We start from the raw sequence: 19,529 nt of genomic DNA, 5'->3' as shown, positions 1-19,529 counted from the left end.
GGGGCATGGAGACCTCGGGCATGTTCAGCGTCCTCGGCGGCAACCAGGTGTTCGCGCCGATCACCGCTCCCGTCAGTGTGTGCGGGAACTCGGTCGCGGTCTTCGGGATCTCCGAGGCGCAGTGCGAGGGCGGCGCGTTCGTCAAGCACGGCGGCAACCACCCGAAGATGCAGACCTCGGGCTTCTTCAGCGTCCTCGGCGGCAACCAGGTGTTCGCGCCGATCACCGCTCCCGTCAGTGTGTGCGGGAACTCGGTCGCGGTCTTCGGGATCTCCCAGGCCCAGTGCGAGGGCGGCGCGTTCGTCGGGGACGGGGGCGAGAAATGGACGCCGCCCGTGAAGAAGCACAAGAAGCACAAGAAGCACTGCAAGCCGTACAAGCCGTCCAAGCACCGTCCGGCGGTCAAGCACAAGAAGCTGCCCTCGACACTGCGGTCGGCCGACTCCCGCATGGCGGGACCCGTCCCCGGTTCCGGGGACGGTCTGGGCCCGGTGCAGAGGGTCCTCAACACGCTGAAGAGGGCGATGCCGGGCGTGGACGTCCCGCCCACGGAGGTCGGGCCGAACCTGCCGACCGGTGGCGGGATGCCGTTCCGGACCGGCTCGCCGGCCCTGCACTGAGCCCGGACCGGCGCGGATGACGATCCGCGGCCGGTGAACCGCGGAGAGGGGGCGGCAGACGTGCCGTCCCCTCCCCATGGCAGAAGCACTCCAGACCGATTGGGGGCGAACCATGCTCGACCGAAAATCGTTCGGCGCGGTGACCGTTGCCGTTTGCTGCGGCGCGTCCGTGCTGGGCGTCTCCCAGATGCCCGCGCAGGCCCAGGCCCCGGTTCAGGGGGTCGCTCAGGCGGCGCCCGCGCGCGCCGCGTCGGCGGTGGCGCGCGCGCGGCCGAAGAAGGGCGCGCTGATCGGGCAGATCCGGATCAAGCGGATGCGGCTGAAGGCGGCCGTCCGGCAGGGCGTCGGCCAGGCGATCCTGCGCCGCGGCGTCGGGCACTACCCGGGGACCGGGCTTCCGGGCCGCGACGGCAACACGGTGCTCCTCGGCCACCGCACGACCTGGCTGCACCCGTTCAACAAGCTCGACCGGATGCGGCGCGGTGACCGGATCGTCCTGCGCGTGGGCCGCGTGACCTACGTGTACAAGGTGCGCACCAAGCGCGTCATCAGGCCGCGCGACATGCGCGTCCTGGAGCCGGTGCCGTTCAAGCGGGCCAGTGCGCCGAACGGCCAGTACATCACGCTCATCACCTGCACGCCGAAGGGCTCGGACGCCCACCGCCTCGTCGTCGTGGGCACGCTCCAGTCGAAGCGCTGACCGGGGCCCCGAAGCGCACGACCCGGGGCCGGACGCTGGACGGCGCGGAGCGGCTCCGCGCCGTTCAGCGGCCGCCGTAGAGGGCGATCAGCCCGTTGTAGTCGCCCCTGCCGAGGGTGGCGGGGCCGCGGTCGCAGGACGCGAGGGCCGGCGCCATCGTGAGGTTCTCGTGCTCGATCCCCTCGACGTGGGCCAGGCCGAAGACATGGCCGGCCTCGTGCGTGGCGACCGCCTCGGCGGAGTAGGCGCCCGCCGGGCACGTCCCGCCCGTCCACCACTTCTTGCCCCGCACCTGCAGCGCCATGTCGGTCTCGACCGTCGCCGACCCGAGGTACCAGGTGCAGGTGGCGGCGAGGACGTCGTTGTCCGCGCCCTGCATGGACAGCCAGCCGAACGTGTTGACGCGGTCCCGCTTCCCGCAGGCGGCGGCGCCGGTCACGTTCGGCGGCCGGTTCGCCTGCCCGGCGTAGTTCTCGCCCACGTCCGGCAGCGGGCTGAAGCGGCCGCCGTTGCAGTCGGTCCGGGCGTTCGCCATGTTGGACACGCCCGCCGCTATGGGCGCCCTGGACAGCCCGGCCGCGCCCGCGTAGTAGTGCCACTGGACGGCGGAGCCCTTCCGCCACTTGCTCGGCTCGGCGCGGTGGGTGCCGTCGGCGCAGGCCGCGGCCGGCGCCCGGAAGCCGCGCGGCCGGCCGTGCGGCGCCCGCCCGCCGCGCGTGTCGAGGGTGATCAGGCCGGCCCGCTCGTCCACCCGGATGCGCAGCTCGGCGCCGCCGTCGGTGCGCAGCGCGTGCGCGACCAGCGAGGTCCCGTCGGACGGGACGACCGCGGTGAGCCCGTTCGCGCCGCGTACCGCACGGCCGCGCAGGTCGCAGTCGGCGATCCGCACCCGCTGCGGCATCGTGCGGGCGGACAGCGTCCCGCCGGGCTTGCACCACGCGGGCGCGTTCAGCGTGCCGGTGGACGCCGGTCCGGCGAGCCCCGTGCCGGTGAACGCGGTGCCGGTGAGCGTCGCGGCGGCGGCGACCGCGGCCCCCGTCCTCAGGGTCGCCCGTGGAAAGTCGCGCATGGCAGTTTCTCCGATGTTCGAGAGCGTGCTCTGGCAGTCTTTCGTGGGCGCGGGAAAGGGAAACGGGCGCATTCTAAAATGATCACCATGATGAGGCTCGGCGTGGCCCGCGCCGACCGCCTCGATGGACATTTATCGAGAAAATGCCGACGCCGCTCTCCGGTGACGTCTGCCAGCTGTAGGTAAATCATCCCCCATAATCGTGTAAACGTGTTTATTGCGTCCCCATACGGAAAAGCCGTGAGTAATCCGGCAACTCGGGATCAAACAGAACACCGTTGCCGCGAGGCGGGTGCCGTACCGGCTCCCCCCGCAGTTCCCCCGTCCGCCCGGCAGCGTTCAGGAAGCAGAGGTGTTCAACGTGCAGACGCAGACACAGGTGCGGGAACTCATGGGCATGAGCGTGACCGACACCCACGGGACCAAGGTCGGCACGATCAAACAGGTCTACCTCAACGACGACTCCGGCTCCCCGGAGTGGGTGACCGTGCACACCGGCTGGTTCGGCATGCGGGAGAGCTTCGTCCCGCTGTCCGGCGCGCGGAAGAACCAGGACATGCTGCAGGTCCCGTACGACAAGGAGACCATCAAGGGCGCTCCGAACGTGGACGCGGACGAGCACCTGTCGCACGCGCAGATCGTCGACCTCTACCGCCACTACGGCGTACGTCCCCCGGGCGGGCGCCGGGAGGGGCGTGAGGGCGAGGACGCCTCCCGGACGGCCGGCGAGCGCGGGACGGCGGACGAGAGCAAGACCGGCACGGCGGGCATGACCGACACGGGCATGACCGACACGGGCACGACCGACACGGGGACCACGGGCACGACCGAGTCCGCCGGTCCGGCCGCACCGGCGGGCAGCGCCGCGGGCACGGCGGGCGCCGCCGGGATGGCCGTCCGGCCGGACAGGGACAGGGAGAAGCAGCAGGCCCGCGGGCAGACCATGCCGCCGCAGTCGGCGCGCGAGGGCGCGGAGGCCCCGATGACCGAGATCACCCGGTCGGAGGAGCAGATGCGCATCGAGACCGAGCGGCACGAGGCCGGCCGCGTCCACGTGCACAAGTACGTGGAGACGGAGATGGTCGAGCGCACGATCCCGGTCTCGCACGAGGAGGTCAGGATCGACCGCGAGCCGATCGTGGGCGGCGAGGCGAACCCGAAGATCACCATCGCCGAGGACGACCACGAGATCATCCTCTACGAGGAGCGCCCGGTCATCGCCAAGGAGACCGTCCCGGTCGAGCGCGTCCACGTCCGCACCGAGCAGGTGCAGGACGAGCAGACGGTGCGCGGCGAGCTCCGCAAGGAGCGCATCGAGGTCACCCGCGACGACGGTCCCCGCTCCGAGGGCGAGCGGGGGACCGGCCGCCCGTCCACGTGAGCCCTCCGCCCGCGGTGGGCACGGTGGCGCCGCGCCGCCGCGCCCCGCCCGAGCGACGACTCGGTCCCGAGTACGGCACGCACCACCACCGGATGGCGAGCGTCCGGGCCGGCTGATCACCCGCCAGCCGCCCGGGCGCTCGCGCGCGCCGTGCCGCGGCGGCGGCCGTCCTGGCGGCGAGCGGTGCGGCGGCGAGCCGTGCGGCCCGGGTGGCCGGACGTGGCCATGGTGAGGAAGGTGCGCCCGCGCCCGCGCCCGCCGGGCAGCGCGGGAGGGGCGGTGGCGATCACGGCCGCCGCCCGTCCGACCGGCTTTGTTCGGCACATGATTCAACGTGTGAATTTAGTGGCCGTCAACCCCTCTTTCCCAGTTTTCACGGGGCTCCGGTGCCCAATAGGCAGGTTTGTTGACAGCTACGGGGGAGCCGGGGGAGGTTCCTGGGAGACGACGTCGCCGAGCGCGGAGGTCGTGGCCGATCCGGGCGTGCCGCGACCTCCGCGCCCGGCCGCGCGCGGTCCGCCGGGCCGCGCGGCGTCCTCGGAGCGACCCAGGAGGGACGACTTGCGACACCCCCACAGCCGCATCATCGCCACCCGGATCGGGCGATCACTGGTCGCGCTCGCGACCATCGCCGCCCTCCCGTCCGCCATCGCGGCACAGCCCGCGCAGGCCGGCGGGCCCCCGGCCTACCTCGACGCCCGCCTCTCCGCGTCCGCCCGCGTGAGCGACCTGCTCGGCCGGATGACGCTGGAGGAGAAGGTCGGCCAGATGACCCAGGCCGAGCGCGGCGCCATCGACGGCGACCGCGACCAGATCACCGCCCTGGCCCTCGGCTCGGTGCTGTCGGGCGGCGGGTCGGTGCCGGCCGACAACACCCCGTCCGGCTGGGCGGACATGGTGGACGCCTACCAGTCGAAGGCGCTCGCCACCCGGCTGAAGATCCCGCTGCTGTACGGGATCGACTCGGTCCACGGCCACAACAACCTCGTCGGCGCGACGGTCTTCCCGCACAACATCGGCCTGGGCGCGACCCGCGACCCCGGGCTCGTCAAGGAGGCGGAGCAGATCACGGCCGTCGAGACCAAGGCGACCGGCCCGCAGTGGGTGTTCGCGCCGTGCGTCTGCGTCAGCCGCGACCTCCGCTGGGGCCGGACGTACGAGTCCTTCGGCGAGGACCCCCGGCTCGTGAAGGAGATGGCGGTCGCCATCGAGGGCTTCCAGGGCCGCCGCAAGAGCGACATGGCCACGAACCGGCACGTCCTCGCGACGGCGAAGCACTTCGCGGGCGACGGCGACACGGTGTTCGGCTCGTCCACCAGCGGGACGTACACGATCGACCAGGGCGTCACCGTCACCGACCGGAAGACGTTCGCGAAGATCGACCTGTCGCCCTACGTCACCGCCGTCCACAAGTACGGCGTCGGCAGCATCATGCCGTCGTTCTCCAGCGTCGACTGGACGGAGGACGGCGTCGGCAACCCGGTCAAGATGAGCGCGCACAAGGAGCTGCTCACCGACGTCCTCAAGAAGAAGATCGGCTTCGACGGGTTCCTGATCAGCGACTGGGAGGCGATCCACCAGATCCCGGGCGACTACCCGACGCAGGTCCGGACGGCCGTCAACGCCGGCATGGACATGTTCATGGAGCCCTACAGCGCGCCGCAGTTCGTCCAGACGCTGATCGCCGAGGTGAAGGCGGGACGCGTGCCGATGGCGCGCATCGACGACGCCGTGCGGCGCATCCTCACCGCGAAGGTCGAGATGGGGCTGTTCGAGCACCCGTTCACCGACCGCAACCTGGCCCCGGCGATCGGCTCGGCGCAGCACCGGGCGGTCGCGCGGGAGGCCGTCGCGAAGTCGCAGGTTCTGCTGAAGAACGCGGGGCACGCGCTGCCGCTGCGCAAGAACGAGCGGATCTACGTGGCGGGCGTGAACGCCGACGACATCGGCAACCAGGCGGGCGGATGGACGGTCACCTGGCAGGGGTCGTCCGGTGACATCATCCCCGGCACGACGATCCTGGACGGCATCAAGCAGAACTCGTCCCACGTCACCTACAGCGCGGACGCGTCGGCGCCGATGTCCGGCAGTGACGTCGGCGTGGTCGTGGTCGGCGAGACCCCGTACGCGGAGGGCGTCGGCGACGTCGGCAACGGGCACACGCTGAACCTGTCGGACGCCGACAAGGCCAACATCGACAAGGTGTGCGCCGCGATCCGGACCTGCGTCGTCCTCGACGTCGCGGGCCGGCCGCAGATCGTCACCGACCGGCTGCCCGCGATGGACGCGTTCGTCATGTCGTGGCTGCCGGGCAGCGAGGGCGCGGGCGTCGCGGACGTCCTGTTCGGCAAGCGCCCCTTCACCGGCCGCCTGCCGGTGACGTGGCCGCGCAGCGAGGCCCAGGAGCCGATCAACGTCGGCGACCGCGCGTACCGGCCGCTGTTCCCCTACGGCTACGGCCTCCGCACCGGGCGCCACCACTGATCCGCATCCACTGATCCACGGCAGCCGCCACTGATCCACGGCAGCCACCAGACCGGCATCCCCGCCGAGGGCCGGCCGTCCACCACCCCTTGGACGGCCGGCCCTGCTGATTTCGGTGGGCTCGTCCCATTTTGTTCGTCCCGCGCCGTTTATCGCGCACCCCCCGGGAGAGGCTGCCTCCGTGGAAGGGAGGCCCGAGTGGACCGGGAGCCGCGGACCGCGTTCGTGCTCGGCGGCGGCGGCGTCCTCGGCGCGCACGAGGTCGGCATGCTGCGGGCGCTGGCGGAGACCGGCGTCCGGCCGGACCTCGTCGTCGGGACGTCCATCGGCGCGCTGAACGGCGTGTTCGTCGCGGCGGAGCCGGACACGGCCGTCGAACGCCTCACCGCCCTGTGGTCGGACGACTCCGTCCGCGACGTGTTCGGCTCGCGGGTGTGGGCGCGGCTGTGGACGCTCGCCCGCTCCGGCACCCACCTGCACTCCAACGAGCCGCTGCGCCGCATGCTGGACGAGCTGCTCCCCGTCCGGACGTTCGAGGAGCTGGAGATCCCGTTCCAGTGCGTCGCCGCGGGGATCGAGACGGCGATGGCGCACTGGTTCAGGTCCGGGCCGCTGCCGCCCGCCGTGCTGGCCTCCTGCGCCGCGCCCGGCCTGCTGCCGCCCGTCCGGATCGGGGACCGGCACTACTTCGACGGCGGGCTCGTCCACAGCATCCCGGTCGGCCGGGCCGTGATGCTCGGCGCGACCACGGTCTACGTCCTGCACGTCGGGCGCATCGAGCGGGACCTGCCGCCGCCGCGCCGCCCGTGGGAGGTCGGCCTGGTCGCGTTCGAGATCGCGCGCCGGCACCGGTTCTTCGAGGAGATGGCGACCCTGCCGGACGGGCTGTCCGTGCACGTCCTGCCGGCGGGCGGGGCGCCGCGGAAGGCCGGCGTCGACCTCGCCCAGATGCGGTACAGGAACGTGTCCGGGATACGGGCTCACATCGAACGGGCCTACCAGGCATCCTTGGAGTACCTCAAAGAACGAGCATGACATGCCTCCCCTCCCCGTCCGCCGCCTCCTCCTCACCCCGCTGCTGTTCGCCCTGACCCTGCTGGTCGTCGTGCTGTTCCCGGTCGCCTTCGCGGTGACCTCGCTGATCGGGCGCGACCGGCGGCGGGCGCGCCGGCTGCTGTGGTTCGCGCTCGCCTGGGGCACCCGGGAGTCGGCCGCCGTGCTGGAGTGCGGCCTGCTGTGGCTCCGCCGCCGGACCCGCGACGACCGGCACTACGACGTCATCCGCCGCTACGTCGCCGGCCTGTACGGGACGACGCGGCGGCACCTCGGGCTGCGCGTGGAGATCACCGGCGGCGGGGCGGAGCCGCCCGGCGACCGGCCGCTGATCGTCCTCAGCCGGCATGCCGGGCCGGGGGACGCGCTGCTGCTCGTCCACCATCTGCTGACCGACTACCGGCGGCGGCCCCGCGTGGTCATGAAGGCGCAGCTGCAGCTCGACCCGTGCATCGACATCGCCGCGAACCGCATGCCGAACGTGTTCGTCACGCCCGGCGGCGGCGCCGTCGAGGACATCGGCCGGCTCGCCGCCGGGCTCGGCCCCCGCGACGCGCTGCTGATCTTCCCGGAGGGCGGCAACTTCTCCCCGGCGCGGCGGCGCCGCGCGATCCGGCGGCTGGCCCGGCTCCGCCGCACGGACGAGGCGGTCCGCGCCGCCGCGATGCGCAACCTGATGCCGCCCCGCCCCGGCGGCGTGCTGGCCGCGCTCGACGCCGCCCCGGACGCCGACGTGGTGTTCGTCGCGCACACCGGCCTCGACGACATGGCCGCGGTCGGCGACATCTGGCGGCGCATCCCGCTCACCGCCCCCGTCCACGCCCGCTGGTGGCGGATCCCCGCCGAGGACGTCCCCGACGGCCGGGACGCCCGCGTCGACTGGCTGTACCGGGAGTGGGAGCGCGCCGACGCCTGGATCGGCGAGAACCGGGCACACGCGGCCGGGTGACATCATGGACGCATGGGCGAAGAGGGGTCCGTGCGGGTCGATCTGTGGATCTGGTCCGTGCGGCTGCTGAAGACCCGCTCGATGGCGACGACGGCGTGCAGGGCGGGCCATGTCCGCGTGAACGACGAGCGCGCCAAGCCGTCCACGACGGTGAAGCCCGGCGACACGGTGCGGCTCCGCCATGACGGGCGGGAGCGCGTCGTCGTGGTGCAGAAGATCGTCCGCAAGCGGGTCGGGGCGCCGGTCGCGCAGGAGTGCCTGATCGACAAGAGCCCGCCCCCGCCGCCGCGCGAGGCGCTCATCCCGGTCGGCCGCCGCGAGCGCGGCGCGGGCCGTCCCACCAAGCGCGACCGGCGCGAGCTGGAGCGCATCCTCGACCGCTACCGCACCCTCAACAGCCCGCCGCCCCGCGACGACGACTGACCGGCGTGCCGTCCGCCTAGACGACGCGCGGTTCGGAGCGGGCGAGGACGGTGCCGCCGGCGTCCAGCGCCTCGGCGGTGACGTTGGGGGAGCGCGCGAGCGTCACGGCGGTCTCGAAGCCCGTGCGCTCGACCGTCCGCGACACCACGGGACGGGTCTCGGAGCCGGTGCGGAAGCGCCACGCGGCCACGCCGGTCGCGCCGTTCCAGCTCGCGTGGACCCGCATCCGGTCGCCCGGCAGCGGCGCCACCGCGACGGCGGGCCGGTCGGCGGGCCGGCCCTCCCAGGCGGCGCGGTAGGCGCGGTACGAGCCGTCGCCGATGCCGGTGATCTCCAGGACGGGCGTCCCGTCGGCGGCGAACTCCGTCATCGCCGGAGTCGACCCCCAGCCGACGAGCGCGTTGCCGTCCGGCAGCGTCTGCAGGTTGCCCATGTACTGCCCGTAGGTCGTGCCGTCGGCGTACTCGCGGACGAGCGACGCCCGCCGGCCCGCCTCGTCGACCCGGAGCACGATGCCGCGCGACGGGCCGTCGCCGACGTCGGTGATGTGGTTGTCGAACAGGGTGATCGTCCCGTCCGGCTGCCGGCGGGCGTCGTGCTGCCAGGCGAAGGCGGCGCCCGCCCCGAACGCGAAGTCGCCGCGCCGCCCGCCGAGCCGCCACCGGACGGCGCCGGTCCGCCGGTCGACCGAGTAGACCGCGCAGGTGTTGCGGGCCGAGATCAGCAGCGCGTCGCCGTCGTCCTGCACGGAGTTGACGTGGACCGGGTCGAACACCTTGCCCGGCGTGCCGTTCGCGTCCTTCGTCAGCGGCGTTCGCGTCTCGGCGATGCCGATGTGGTCGAGCGCGCTCCAGTCGAGCAGCACCTCGCCCGTGCGGACGTCGATCTCCTGGACCCGCCCGTCGAGGACGCGGCCCCGGCGCGGGCCGCCGATCGGGCGCAGGTCGGCGGTCACCTCCGGATAGGCGATGATCAGCGCCGTTCCGCGGTCGGTGAGCGCGAACTCGTGCAGGTCGCCGGAGACCCCGTCGCCGGCCTGGACCTCGGCGACGCGCCGGTAGTCGGCGCCGAGGACCACCCCGGTGCCGGCGCCGTGGCCGCCCGTCCGGCGCTCGCCCTCCCAGAAGGTGAGGACGGGCGCGCCCTCGTACTCCTGCACGCGGACGTCGGTGACCAGCAGCTCCGACCGGTAGATCCAGACCGGCTCGCCGGCGTCGTCGACGATGAGGGCGTCGGCGGCGTCGGTGCCGCGGAACGGGGCGAGGAACAGCAGGCCGTCCGCGGTCCGGCCGAGGCGCCGCGCCGTCAGACCGGGCGGCCTGACGTCGGGGAGGGTGAGGTAGCGGTCCGGCGCCGCGGGCTCCGCCACCTTCGAAGGGCGCCCCGCCCCGGCGCCGCTGAGGAGCGCGGCCCCTCCGACCAGCCCCGCTGCCAGGAAACCGCGACGTGTCACGCTCATGCGCCCTGGTTTACCTGCGCTATCTGAAAACTCCATGAGAATCGCGCGGACGCGGCGGGCTTACTCCGGAGCACGCCGGATCGCGCGGTGTTACGCGGGTCCGTCGGCGAAGCGGCGCTCGGACTCCAGCGCGGACGCCACGTCCCGCGGGTAGGTGCGCCGTGCCCGCACCAGCAGCAGCCCGTTGACCAGCAGGGGGAGCAGCGCCAGGAGGAACGCGCGGTCCAGGCCGACCCCCGAGTCCCGGCCGTCGTCCAGCCGGCCCGACAGCCAGCCGAACAGCACGGGCGCCACCGCCTCCGCCGACATCCGGACGATCGTCCGGATCGCCTCCGCCCGGCCCCACAGCCGGAAGTGGACGACGTCCAGCCGCACCGCGTCCAGCGGCGGGTTCGCGGCGGCGAGCGCGGCGCCCGCGAGCGTGAACAGCGGCAGCGCGACCAGCGCCTCGCCGCTCAGCAGGCCGGGCAGGAACAGCAGCGCCGACGCGGCGAACGCCACTCCGGGCACGTTGACGCGCGCGCTGACCACGCCCCGGCGCACCAGGTGGTCGGCGATCCGGCCGCCGGCGAGCACTCCGCCGAGCGCGGCCAGCCCGATCACCGGGATGAACGCGGACAGCTCGCCGCGGCTCAGCGAGTACCGCTCCTCCACGAACACCATCGCGAACGTGCGCAGCCCCGCGAAGAAGAAGTAGCCGATGGCGGACGCCACGATGATCGTCACGTTCGTGCGGATGCGCAGGACGTGCCGTGCCGCCTGGAGCAGCGACATGCTCCCCGGGTCGGCGTCCAGGACGCTCCGCGGGTCCGGCCGCACGTCCGACCGGGCCACCTGCCGCTGGGCGGGCTCCGCGCCGCTCCGGCCGGCGGCGGACGCCTGCGCGCCGCGCGGCGGCTCCGGCAGCATCCGCCACAGCAGCACGGCCAGCACGAACCCGAGCACCGCGACGAACCAGAACGCGACCCGCCAGTTCAGCAGCGCGGCGATGTTGCCGCCCGCGATGAGCCCGAACCCGACCCCGACCAGCTCGCCGGCCAGGATGCGCCCCCACGTCCCGGCCCGCTCCTCGGGCGGGAACAGGTCGCCGATCAGCGACGCGACCGTGGGCCCCGCCGTGGCCGTCACCGCGCCCAGCGCCACCCGCGACGCCAGCAGCCACTCGTACGAGCTCGCCAGCCCGCCGACGATCATCGCGAGGCTCCACAGCGCGATGCTGCCCGCGAGCAGCGGCACCCGCGGCACCCGGTCGGTCAGCTGCCCGACCGGCAGCGTCGCGATCGCGCCGACCGCCGCCGGCGCGGCCGTGAGGATCCCGACCTGCGTGTTGCCGATGTGCAGGGAGCGGCGCAGTTCCTGGACGATCGCCCCGACGACCCCCGTGTCGGCCGTGTTCAGCGCGAGCACGCACGCGAGCAGCACCACGATGCGGGCCCGCCGTCTCCCGCCGAGCCGGTCCGCGAGGGCGCCGACGGCCCTTTTCCACGGCCGCGGGGTTCGCGCCGATGTCACCAACCACTACTGCCCCTGCACCGTCCGGGTATGTCGCGCCCGATCGGCGCCCGAGCTGCAGCGATCCGGCGAGACGGGCGCTAGGACGCGGTGGGTGAGCCCGGTGAGCCCGGTGCGCGGTCGGCGCGGGCGACGATCGACTGGAGGAGGTCCAGTGCGGCCCGCGCCCGGTCCGGGGTGAAACCGAAGATGTCGCAGATCGCCTGGTAGATGCCGGGCGCGTGCTCCCGCATCGCGCCGCCCTCGGGCGTCAGGCTCACGATGACCGTGCGCTCGTCGTCGGGATTGCGCGCCCGGAGCAGCAGCTTCCTCTTCTCCAGCCGCTTCAGCAGCGGCGTCATGGTGCCGTAGTCGAGCTGGAGCCGCGCCACGAGCTCGCCGACGGGAAGGTCACCGTATTCCCACAAAGTCGCCATGACCAGGTATTGGGGATAGGTCAGCCCGAGTGGTTCGAGGAGGGGGCGGTACACGGCCGTCATGGCCCGGGATGCCGCGTGCAGGTTGAAGCACACCATCTCGTTGAGGCGGACGGCGTCGTCCCCCTCGGTCGGCGAACTGTTCACGTCCAGAGCCTAGCAGGCGATTGCCTAAGACACTATTTCCTCGTGCACAAGGTAAGTGTAGATTGACGGCAGGGGCATGTTCCGGCGGCTGCGCCCCGCCCGCGGGGCGGGAGGCGGCCGGCTGACCAGGTGGCGGTGGTGACAGGTGTTGCGAGGCCGGCGTGGCGAGTGCGCGGCGCTCGACGAGCTGCTGGAGGCCGTCCGGGGCGGGGAGAGCCGCGCCCTGGTGATGCTGGGCGAGACGGGCGTGGGCAAGACCGCGCTGCTGGACTACCTGGTCGACCGGGCCCCCGGGTTCCGGATCGTGCGCATCACCGGGGTGCAGTCCGAGATGGAGCTGGCCTTCGCCGGCCTGCACCAGCTGTGCGCGCCGATGGCCGAACGGTTCCAGCGGCTTCCGGACCCGCAGTGCGACGCGCTGCGCGCCGCGCTCGGGCTGAGCACCGGGCGCGCGCCCGACCGGTTCCTCGTCGGCCTCGCCGTCCTCGGCCTGCTCGCCGACGCCGCCCGCGAGCAGCCGCTGCTCTGCGCGGTCGACGACGCGCAGTGGCTGGACCGGGCCTCGGTGCAGGCGCTGGCGTTCGCCGCCCGTCGGCTGCAGGCGGAGTCGGTCGCGATGGCCTTCGCCGTCCGCGAGCCGGACGGGGCGCCGGAGCCGTCCGGCATGCCCGAACTGGCCGGCGTGCCGGAGATGGCGATCGGCGGCCTGCCCGACGAGGAGGCGCGGGCGCTGCTGCGCTCCGCCGTCACCGGGCCCTGGGACGAGCAGGTGCTGGACCGGGTCGTCGCCGAGGCGCGCGGCAACCCGCTGGCGCTGCTGGAGCTGCCGAAGGAGTTCGCCCCCGCCGAGCTGGCGGGCGGGTTCGGCGTGCCGAGCGCGGCGGGCCTCGCCGGCCGCATCCAGGAGATCTACGAGCGGCGCGTCGCGGGGCTCCCGCCCGCGGCGCGGCTGCTGCTGCTCGTCGCGGCGGCCGAGCCCGGCGGCGAGCCGGTGCTGCTGTGGCGGGCCGCCGACCGGCTCGGCATCGGCCTGGCGGCGGCGACGCCCGCCGCCGCGGCCGGGCTGGTCGAGATCGCCGACCGGGTCCGGTTCCACCATCCGCTCGTCCGCTCCGCCGTGTACTGGGCCGCGACGGCGGAGGATCGCCGCCGCGTGCACCGCGTCCTCGCGGAGGTCACCGACGCGGAGACCGACCCCGACCGCCGCGCCTGGCACGCGGCGCAGGGCGCGCGGGCCCCGGAGGAGGGCGTCGCGGCCGAGCTGGAGAGCTCCGCGGGCCGCGCGCGGGACCGCGGCGGGCTGGCGGCCGCGGCGGCGTTCCTCGCCCGCGCGGTGGAGCTGACGCCCGACCCCGTCCGGCGGCAGGAGCGGGCCCTCGCCGCCGCGTGGGCCGCGCACCGGGCGGGCACGCCCGACACGGCGCTGCGGCTGCTGTCGGTCGCCGAGGCGCTGACGCCGGACCGGCGGCTGCGCGGCGAGGTCGACCTGCTGCGCGCCGAGATCGCCTTCGCCGTCGACCGGGGCCGCGACGCGCCCGGCCTGCTGCTGCGCGCGGCCCGGCGGCTCACCCCGCACTCGGCGGCCATGGCGCGCGACACCTACCTGGAGGCGATCAGCGCGGCGCTGTTCGCGGGGCCGCTCGCCGCCGGGGCCGGGCAGCCGGAGACGGCCGCGGCGGCCCGGTCCGCCCCGCCGCCGCCCGGCGATCCGCGCCCGGCCGACCTGCTGCTGGACGGCCTGGCGCTGCGGATCGGCGAGGGCCTCGCCGCCGCGCTGCCGGCGCTGCGGCCCGCCCTGGAGGTCTTCAGCGGCCTGGACCTCGCCGAGGAGGACGGCCTGCGCTGGCTCTGGCTGGGCGGCGTGACCGCCGCGACGCTGTGGGACCACGAGGCGTGGGCGGTGCTCGCCGCCCGGCACGTCCGCCTGGCCAGGGAGTCCGGCCAGACCGCCGCGCTTCCGCTCGCGCTGACCCAGCACATCGCCGTGGACGTGTTCGCCGGCGAGCTGACGGCGGCGGCCGCGCTGGACGAGGAGGTCGCCACCGTGTCCGAGGCGATCGGGATACCCGTCCCGTCCTACGGGGGCATGCTGGTCACCGCCTGGCAGGGCCGCGAGGCCGAGTTCACCGAGCTGATGAAGAAGGTGGCGGTGGAGGCGCGGCGCCGGGGCGAGGGCAACGCGCTGACCGTCGGCGCCTGGGCGAAGGCCCTGCTCTGCAACAGCCTCGGCCGCTACGGCGACGCGCTGGCCGCCGTCCCCGAAGCCGCCGAGGACCGCCCGGCGCCCGTCGGCGCCGGGCCGTGGGCGCTGGTGGAGTACATCGAGGCGGCCGCCCGCACCGACCGGTTCGCGGACGCCGCGGTCGCCCTCCGGCGGCTCGGCGAGGCGACCCTTCCGGCCGGGACCGACTGGGCGCTCGGCGTCCACGCCCGCTCCCTGGCGCTCCTCAGCGAGGACACCGCCGCCGAGGACCGCTACCGCGAGGCGATCGAGCGGCTCGGCCGGGCCGGCGTCCGCGGCGAGCTGGCCCGCGCCCACCTGCTGTACGGCGAGTGGCTGCGCCGCGCGCGGCGGCAGCGGGCGGCCCGGGAGCAGCTGCGCACCGCCCACGAGTCGTTCACCGCGATGGGCATGGAGGGCTTCGCCGGACGGGCCGCGAGCGAGCTGCAGGCCACCGGCGAGCACGTCCGCAGGCGCGCCACCGAGGCCGCCGGGGAACTGACACCGCAGGAGGCGCAGATCGTCCGGCTCGTCCGGGAAGGGCTGACCAACCCGGAGATCGGTGCCCGGCTGTTCATCAGCCCCCGCACCGTCGAATGGCACCTGCGTAAAACCTTCGGCAAGCTCGGCATCACCTCGCGCAGGCAGCTCCAGCGCACCCCCACCACCGGCAGGGCTTAGCCCCAGGGTCGGGGCCAGTAGTTCACCCTGGTCCCCGGGAGCGCCCTCACGGAGACAGTGGTCGAGAAGGGATCGACCACTGAGGAAGCGAGGACGCAATGAGCAACCCCGTATTGGAGCCTGCGGCCCGGGAGTTCGCCGAGGCGGTGTCCAAGCCGCCGTTCGTGTACGAACTGGACGTCGACGCAGCCCGCAAGGTCCTGGACGACGTCCAGGCCGCGCCGGTGCGCAAGCCCGACGTGGACGACAAGTGGATCACGGTGCCGGCCGAGGTCGGGGACGTGCGGGTGCGGATCGTCAAGCCCGTCGGCGCGTCCGGCATGCTGCCCGCCGTCCTCTACGTGCACGGCGGCGGCTGGGTGCTGGGCAACGCGGGCACCCACGACCGGCTCGTCCGCGAATTCGCCGTCGGCACGGGCGCGGCGATCGTCTTCGTCGAGTACGACCGGTCGCCCGAGGCCCGCTACCCCGTCGCGATCGAGCAGGCGTACGCCACCGCCCGCTGGATCACCGAGCACGGCGCCGGCGAGGGCCTCGACGCCTCCCGGCTGGCCGTCGCCGGCGACTCGGTCGGCGGCGACATGACCGCCGCGCTGGCGATCATGGCGAAGCGGCGCGGCGACGTCACGTTCGTGCACCAGTCGATGTACTACCCGGTGACGGACGCGGGGCAGGACACCGCCAGCTACCGCGAGTTCGCCGACGGCCCGCACCTGACCGCCAAGGCCATGGCGTGGTTCTGGGACGCCTACTGCCCCGACCCCGTCCAGCGGACGCAGGTCACCGCGTCCCCGCTGCGCGCCACCCTCGACGACCTGCGCGGGCTCCCGCCCGCGTTCCTGATCGTCGACGAGAACGACGTGCTGCGGGACGAGGGCGAGGCGTACGCGCGCCGCCTCACCGAGGCCGGCGTCCCCACCACCAGCGTCCGCTACAACGGCACGCTGCACGACTTCATGATGCTCAACCCCGTGCGCGACACCCGCGCCGCCCGGGCCGCCACGGCCCAGGCGATCGACGTCCTCAAGCACGTCCTCGGAAAGGCGGACTCATGAGCACCGACCGTCCCATCGTCGTCCTCGTCCACGGCGCCTTCGCGGAGTCGGCAAGCTGGAACGGCGTCATCAGCCGCCTGCGTGACCGCGGCCTGGACGCCGTCGCCGCCGGCAACCCGCTGCGCAGCATCCCCAGCGACGGCGCCTACGTCCGCGACGTGATCGCGAGCCTCGGCCGCCCGGTGATCCTGGTCGGCCACTCCTACGGGGGCATGGTCATCACGGAGGCGGCGTCCGAGAACCCGGCCGTCCGCTCCCTGGTCTACGTGGCGGGCTTCGCGCCGGAGCCGGGGGAGACCGCGTTCCTGCTGTCCGGCAAGTTCGAGGGCAGCACCCTCGGCGACGCGCTGAACGGCTACCCGCTCTCCGGCGGCGGCAACGAGCTCCGCATCGCCGACGAGAAGTTCCACCAGCAGTTCTGCGCCGACGTCGACCCGGCCGAGGCCGCGCTGATGGGCGCGACCCAGCGTCCGGTGACCGAGCGCGCGCTGACCGAGGGCCTCTCGGTGGACGAGCCGGCCTGGCGCACCGTCCCGTCCTGGTTCGTGTTCGGCTCCGACGACCGCAACATCCCGGCGGCCCTGATGCACTTCATGGCCGACCGCGCGGACGCGCGCGCGACCGAGGAGGTCACCGGCGCGTCCCACGCGCTCGCGGTCTCCCAGCCGGACGCCGTCGCCGCGATGATCGCCGAGGCCGCCGGCGCCACCTGAGACGCCGCGGCCGCGACCTGGCCGCGCAGCCGCCCGATCAGACGCCGCACCATCCGGTGCGGCGCCTGACGGACGGTGTCTCAGGGTTTGCGGGCCAGGACGACCCGGTAGCGCGGGCTGCCGTCCTTCCGCCGGCCCACAGACGGCAAGGGCGCCGTCGTCACGTCGAACCCGGCCGCCGCCAAGTCGTCGCTCACCGCGCCCAGGGGGCAGGTGCGGTAGTACATGACGAACGGCGGACGCCACACGGCGTTCCGAACCCGCATGGCCGCGTCGAACCCGAGCAGCGCCCAGTACCAGACGGACGTGAAGGGCGGCGGCGCACCGATCGGGAAGGCGAAGAGCCCGCCGGGCCGCAGCGCGCGGTGCACCCCGGCGAAGACGGCGGGCCGCTCGGCGGGCAGCAGGTGCCCGAGCGCCCCGAAGGTCACCGCGAGGTCGAAGCCCCCGGCGAACGGCAGCGCCCGCGCGTCCGCCCGCACCCACTCGGCGTCCGGGTGCGCCTTCCGCGCCTGCGCGAGCATGCCGGCGCTGAAATCGACCCCGGTGACCCGCCCCCGGCACAGGGGCCGGAGCACCCGCATCCCCGCGCCCGTGCCGCAGCACACGTCCAGCCCCTCGCCGAACGGCCCGAGCGGACGCAGCGCCTCGGCGGTTGCGTCGAGGATGCCGCCGGGCGTTCGGAACGGCGTGCGGTCGAACTTCGGAGCGAGCAGGTCGTAGCCGTGCTCCACCGAAGAGAGGGCCTGGACCGCCAACTCGCGCGCGGACGGGCCCTGGGGGGAGAACACCGGTCAGCCGGCCCGGGTGAGGGCGTCGATCGCGGCGACGTCCTCCGCGGTGAGGTCGAACCCCTCCAGGTCGAAGTTCGCGGCGATCCGCTCCCGGCGCGACGACCTCGGAAGAATGACGATCTCGTGCTCCAGATGCCACCGCAGGACCACCTGGGCGGGCGTGACCCCGAGCCGCTCCGCGATCCCGGTGAGGACCGGATCGCGCAGATCGGTGTTCTTCAGGCCGCTGTAGCCCTCGACCACGATGCCCCGGCGCCGGTGCTCGTCCAGCAGGGCCGGGTCGTGCTGCGCCGGACTCCACGGGATCTGGTTGACCGCCGGCTGCTCCCCGGTGGCCTCGGTCAGCTCGTCGATCTGCGCCGGGCTGTAGTTGCTGACCCCGACGGTGCGGACCAGCCCCGCGTCCCGCGCCGCCAGCAGCTCCCGCCACGTCGGGACGAGCTCGTCCGGCCCGGTCGGCCAGTGGATCAACCACAGATCGACGTAGTCGGTGCCGAGCAGCCGGAGGCTCGACTCCAGCGTGGCGCGGGCCTTCCGCGCGTCCTTCGGCCGCAGCTTGGTGGTGATGAACACCTGCTCGCGGTCGACGCCGCCGTCCTTCACGGCCCTGCCGACGTCCGCCTCGTTCCGGTAGAGCGTCGCGGTGTCGATGTGCCGGTAGCCGACGTCGAGCGCCGCCCGTACCGACTCGTACGCCGTCTGGTGGTCGAGCTCCCAGGTCCCGAAGCCGATCAACGGCAGTGCGGCGCCACCGGGCAGGTTCACAGTCCGCGTCATGCCCGCCATTCTGCCCTCCCGATCGATCGGCATGTCTTGCGCGGTCCGGGAGATGCCTAGAGCCCCGACGGGTGCGCGGACAGCCAATCCGCATGCCGACGCCTCAAGGCATCCCGCTCCTGGACGGTCGGGGCGATGACGTCGGCGCCGCCGTCATAGGGGTGATAAAGCCATTTCAGATCTGGAGGGGCGATGATCACGTTGCCGAGATCGTCGTCGGCCACGCGTCGCAGCAGCGGATCCAGGGCATGCCCGTCGAAGGACGCCCTGGCGACCCAGAGCGTCAGCGGTATCTCGAAGTAGGAGCGTTCACTCGGCTCGATCGTCAGCCACGGAACCGCACCAGGATGGACACGAGGATCCGGCGAGGCACCGACGCGCGCGTCGGCGAAGTATCCGGCGATCACATAGAGCCCCTGCCGAGCCCCGAGTTCGGCAAGGACGCAGCGGTGTCGACCGAGGACGACGCCGTACTCCTCCTCAGTCTCGGCATACCGCTTGGACTCCGGAAGGCTGTGAAACCTGACCCACCGATCGGCATGCCGAGCCGGCAACTCATTCGCGACCGGCGACCCGCCCCACCGCGTCCGCCACAAGGCACTGAGCGCCAGAACTTCGTCCTCGGTCACGGTCCCCCAACCTGCGAGTAGCCCGGGTAGACGGCACGTTGGAGCAACCGCCCTCGCCTGGCGAAACCTCGCTGCTCGGTGTAAGCCAGGACTTGCTTCCCGTCATGGTCCCAAACTCCGACCTTCTTGCCTCGTCCGTAGCTCTCTACCAGAGCCCTGCCCGTGAACAGCCCATGGAGCACTACCCGAAGCCGCTCCACGGATTTGCTGCCGGAACCGAACTCCGGGCCGGACCCTCCGCCGTCTCCCACTATCAACATGACACTGCCGTCTCCGGACGTGTGCATGGTGATGGGAGCGCCTTCCCCACAGGCGTCACTGAGCCTTTTTCATCCTCGGGTGACCTCGTAGTTCTGTAGGACAGCGATGGCCTTGACCAGGTGGCCGGCCTTGCAGGGACTGCAGCGGAGCTTGCGGAGTAGCTTCCATGACTTCAGTTGGGCGTT

18 protein-coding genes and 1 pseudogene are annotated in these 19,529 nt (G+C 73.5%); 10 read left to right on the top strand and 9 right to left on the bottom strand.

Annotated features, from left to right (window positions below; all coding sequences use genetic code 11):
- The coding region (locus tag ETD96_RS20510; RefSeq protein ID WP_138638082.1) for a chaplin family protein at positions 1-620 on the top strand (620 nt) is incomplete at its 5' end.
- A 139-nt stretch (positions 621-759) separates the two neighbouring features.
- Positions 760-1,320, top strand: coding sequence for a class E sortase (locus tag ETD96_RS20505; protein ID WP_171069138.1), 561 nt, complete (start codon positions 760-762; stop codon positions 1,318-1,320).
- A gap of 64 nt (positions 1,321-1,384) precedes the next feature.
- Here ETD96_RS20505 and ETD96_RS20500 read toward each other — a convergent pair whose 3' ends face one another.
- Positions 1,385-2,389: a matrixin family metalloprotease gene (locus ETD96_RS20500; RefSeq protein WP_171069137.1), complete on the bottom strand. Its 1,005-nt coding sequence runs from the start codon at positions 2,387-2,389 to the stop codon at positions 1,385-1,387.
- 361 nt (positions 2,390-2,750) lie between these two features.
- On the opposite strand from ETD96_RS20500, the gene ETD96_RS20495 reads away from it, so the two are divergent.
- Positions 2,751-3,770: a DUF2382 domain-containing protein gene (locus tag ETD96_RS20495; protein WP_138638079.1), complete on the top strand. Its 1,020-nt coding sequence runs from the start codon at positions 2,751-2,753 to the stop codon at positions 3,768-3,770.
- A 116-nt stretch (positions 3,771-3,886) separates the two neighbouring features.
- Here the strand turns inward: ETD96_RS20495 and ETD96_RS44920 are convergent, their stop codons facing one another.
- Positions 3,887-4,096, bottom strand: coding sequence for a hypothetical protein (locus ETD96_RS44920; protein WP_171069134.1), 210 nt, complete (start codon positions 4,094-4,096; stop codon positions 3,887-3,889).
- Positions 4,097-4,331: 235 nt separating this feature from the next.
- Here ETD96_RS44920 and ETD96_RS20490 point away from each other — a divergent pair, with 235 nt between their 5' ends.
- From ETD96_RS20490 to ETD96_RS20475, 4 genes are all read left to right on the top strand, one after another.
- Entirely contained in the window at positions 4,332-6,254 is a 1,923-nt protein-coding gene (locus tag ETD96_RS20490; protein ID WP_240807913.1) for a glycoside hydrolase family 3 protein, read from the top strand.
- Between the two features lie 198 nt (positions 6,255-6,452).
- Complete coding sequence (locus ETD96_RS20485; RefSeq protein WP_138638078.1) at positions 6,453-7,289, top strand: patatin-like phospholipase family protein; 837 nt, start codon at positions 6,453-6,455, stop codon at positions 7,287-7,289.
- Position 7,290: 1 nt separating this feature from the next.
- A complete protein-coding gene (locus ETD96_RS20480) occupies positions 7,291-8,256 on the top strand; it encodes a 1-acyl-sn-glycerol-3-phosphate acyltransferase (RefSeq protein ID WP_138638077.1) in 966 nt (321 codons plus the stop codon).
- 12 nt (positions 8,257-8,268) lie between these two features.
- The gene (locus tag ETD96_RS20475; RefSeq protein ID WP_138638076.1) at positions 8,269-8,679 is read left to right on the top strand and encodes an RNA-binding S4 domain-containing protein; all 411 of its coding nucleotides are present in this window, start codon (positions 8,269-8,271) and stop codon (positions 8,677-8,679) included.
- Between the two features lie 16 nt (positions 8,680-8,695).
- Here ETD96_RS20475 and ETD96_RS20470 read toward each other — a convergent pair whose 3' ends face one another.
- From ETD96_RS20470 to ETD96_RS20460, 3 genes are all read right to left on the bottom strand, one after another.
- Positions 8,696-10,138 carry an arylsulfotransferase family protein gene (locus ETD96_RS20470; RefSeq protein WP_171069136.1) on the bottom strand — a complete coding sequence of 481 codons (1,443 nt, stop codon included), beginning with the start codon at positions 10,136-10,138 and terminating at the stop codon, positions 8,696-8,698.
- 90 nt (positions 10,139-10,228) lie between these two features.
- The gene (locus tag ETD96_RS20465; RefSeq protein ID WP_171069135.1) at positions 10,229-11,650 is read right to left on the bottom strand and encodes an MFS transporter; all 1,422 of its coding nucleotides are present in this window, start codon (positions 11,648-11,650) and stop codon (positions 10,229-10,231) included.
- 80 nt (positions 11,651-11,730) lie between these two features.
- Positions 11,731-12,213: a MarR family winged helix-turn-helix transcriptional regulator gene (locus ETD96_RS20460; protein ID WP_420884772.1), complete on the bottom strand. Its 483-nt coding sequence runs from the start codon at positions 12,211-12,213 to the stop codon at positions 11,731-11,733.
- A 148-nt stretch (positions 12,214-12,361) separates the two neighbouring features.
- On the opposite strand from ETD96_RS20460, the gene ETD96_RS20455 reads away from it, so the two are divergent.
- The 3 genes from ETD96_RS20455 (at position 12,362) to ETD96_RS20445 (ending at position 16,883) form a co-directional block, all read left to right on the top strand.
- Positions 12,362-15,115, top strand: coding sequence for an AAA family ATPase (locus ETD96_RS20455; protein ID WP_205719370.1), 2,754 nt, complete (start codon positions 12,362-12,364; stop codon positions 15,113-15,115).
- Positions 15,116-15,213: 98 nt separating this feature from the next.
- A complete protein-coding gene (locus ETD96_RS20450) occupies positions 15,214-16,170 on the top strand; it encodes an alpha/beta hydrolase (protein WP_138638073.1) in 957 nt (318 codons plus the stop codon).
- Complete coding sequence (locus ETD96_RS20445) at positions 16,167-16,883, top strand: alpha/beta fold hydrolase (RefSeq protein WP_138638072.1); 717 nt, start codon at positions 16,167-16,169, stop codon at positions 16,881-16,883. Before ETD96_RS20450 ends, ETD96_RS20445 begins: the two co-directional genes overlap by 4 nt.
- A gap of 80 nt (positions 16,884-16,963) precedes the next feature.
- Here ETD96_RS20445 and ETD96_RS20440 read toward each other — a convergent pair whose 3' ends face one another.
- The 4 genes and pseudogenes from ETD96_RS20440 to ETD96_RS20425 all read right to left on the bottom strand — a co-directional run.
- Complete coding sequence (locus ETD96_RS20440) at positions 16,964-17,674, bottom strand: class I SAM-dependent methyltransferase (protein WP_138638071.1); 711 nt, start codon at positions 17,672-17,674, stop codon at positions 16,964-16,966.
- 3 nt (positions 17,675-17,677) lie between these two features.
- Positions 17,678-18,454, bottom strand: a complete 777-nt coding sequence (locus ETD96_RS20435) for an aldo/keto reductase (RefSeq protein ID WP_205719369.1) — start codon at positions 18,452-18,454, stop codon at positions 17,678-17,680.
- 56 nt (positions 18,455-18,510) lie between these two features.
- On the bottom strand, positions 18,511-19,083 hold the full coding sequence (locus ETD96_RS20430) for a DUF3885 domain-containing protein (RefSeq protein ID WP_138638069.1): 573 nt from the start codon (positions 19,081-19,083) through the stop codon (positions 18,511-18,513).
- 329 nt (positions 19,084-19,412) lie between these two features.
- Positions 19,413-19,529: pseudogene (locus tag ETD96_RS20425) on the bottom strand (IS5/IS1182 family transposase); the annotation flags it as partial.

The sequence above is a fragment of the Actinomadura geliboluensis genome, from assembly GCF_005889745.1.
In the GTDB taxonomy this organism is placed as follows: Bacteria; Actinomycetota; Actinomycetes; order Streptosporangiales; family Streptosporangiaceae; genus Spirillospora; species Spirillospora geliboluensis.
The sequence above is the reverse complement of the archived record's forward strand: the minus strand, read 5'-3'. Positions and strand labels throughout refer to the sequence as shown.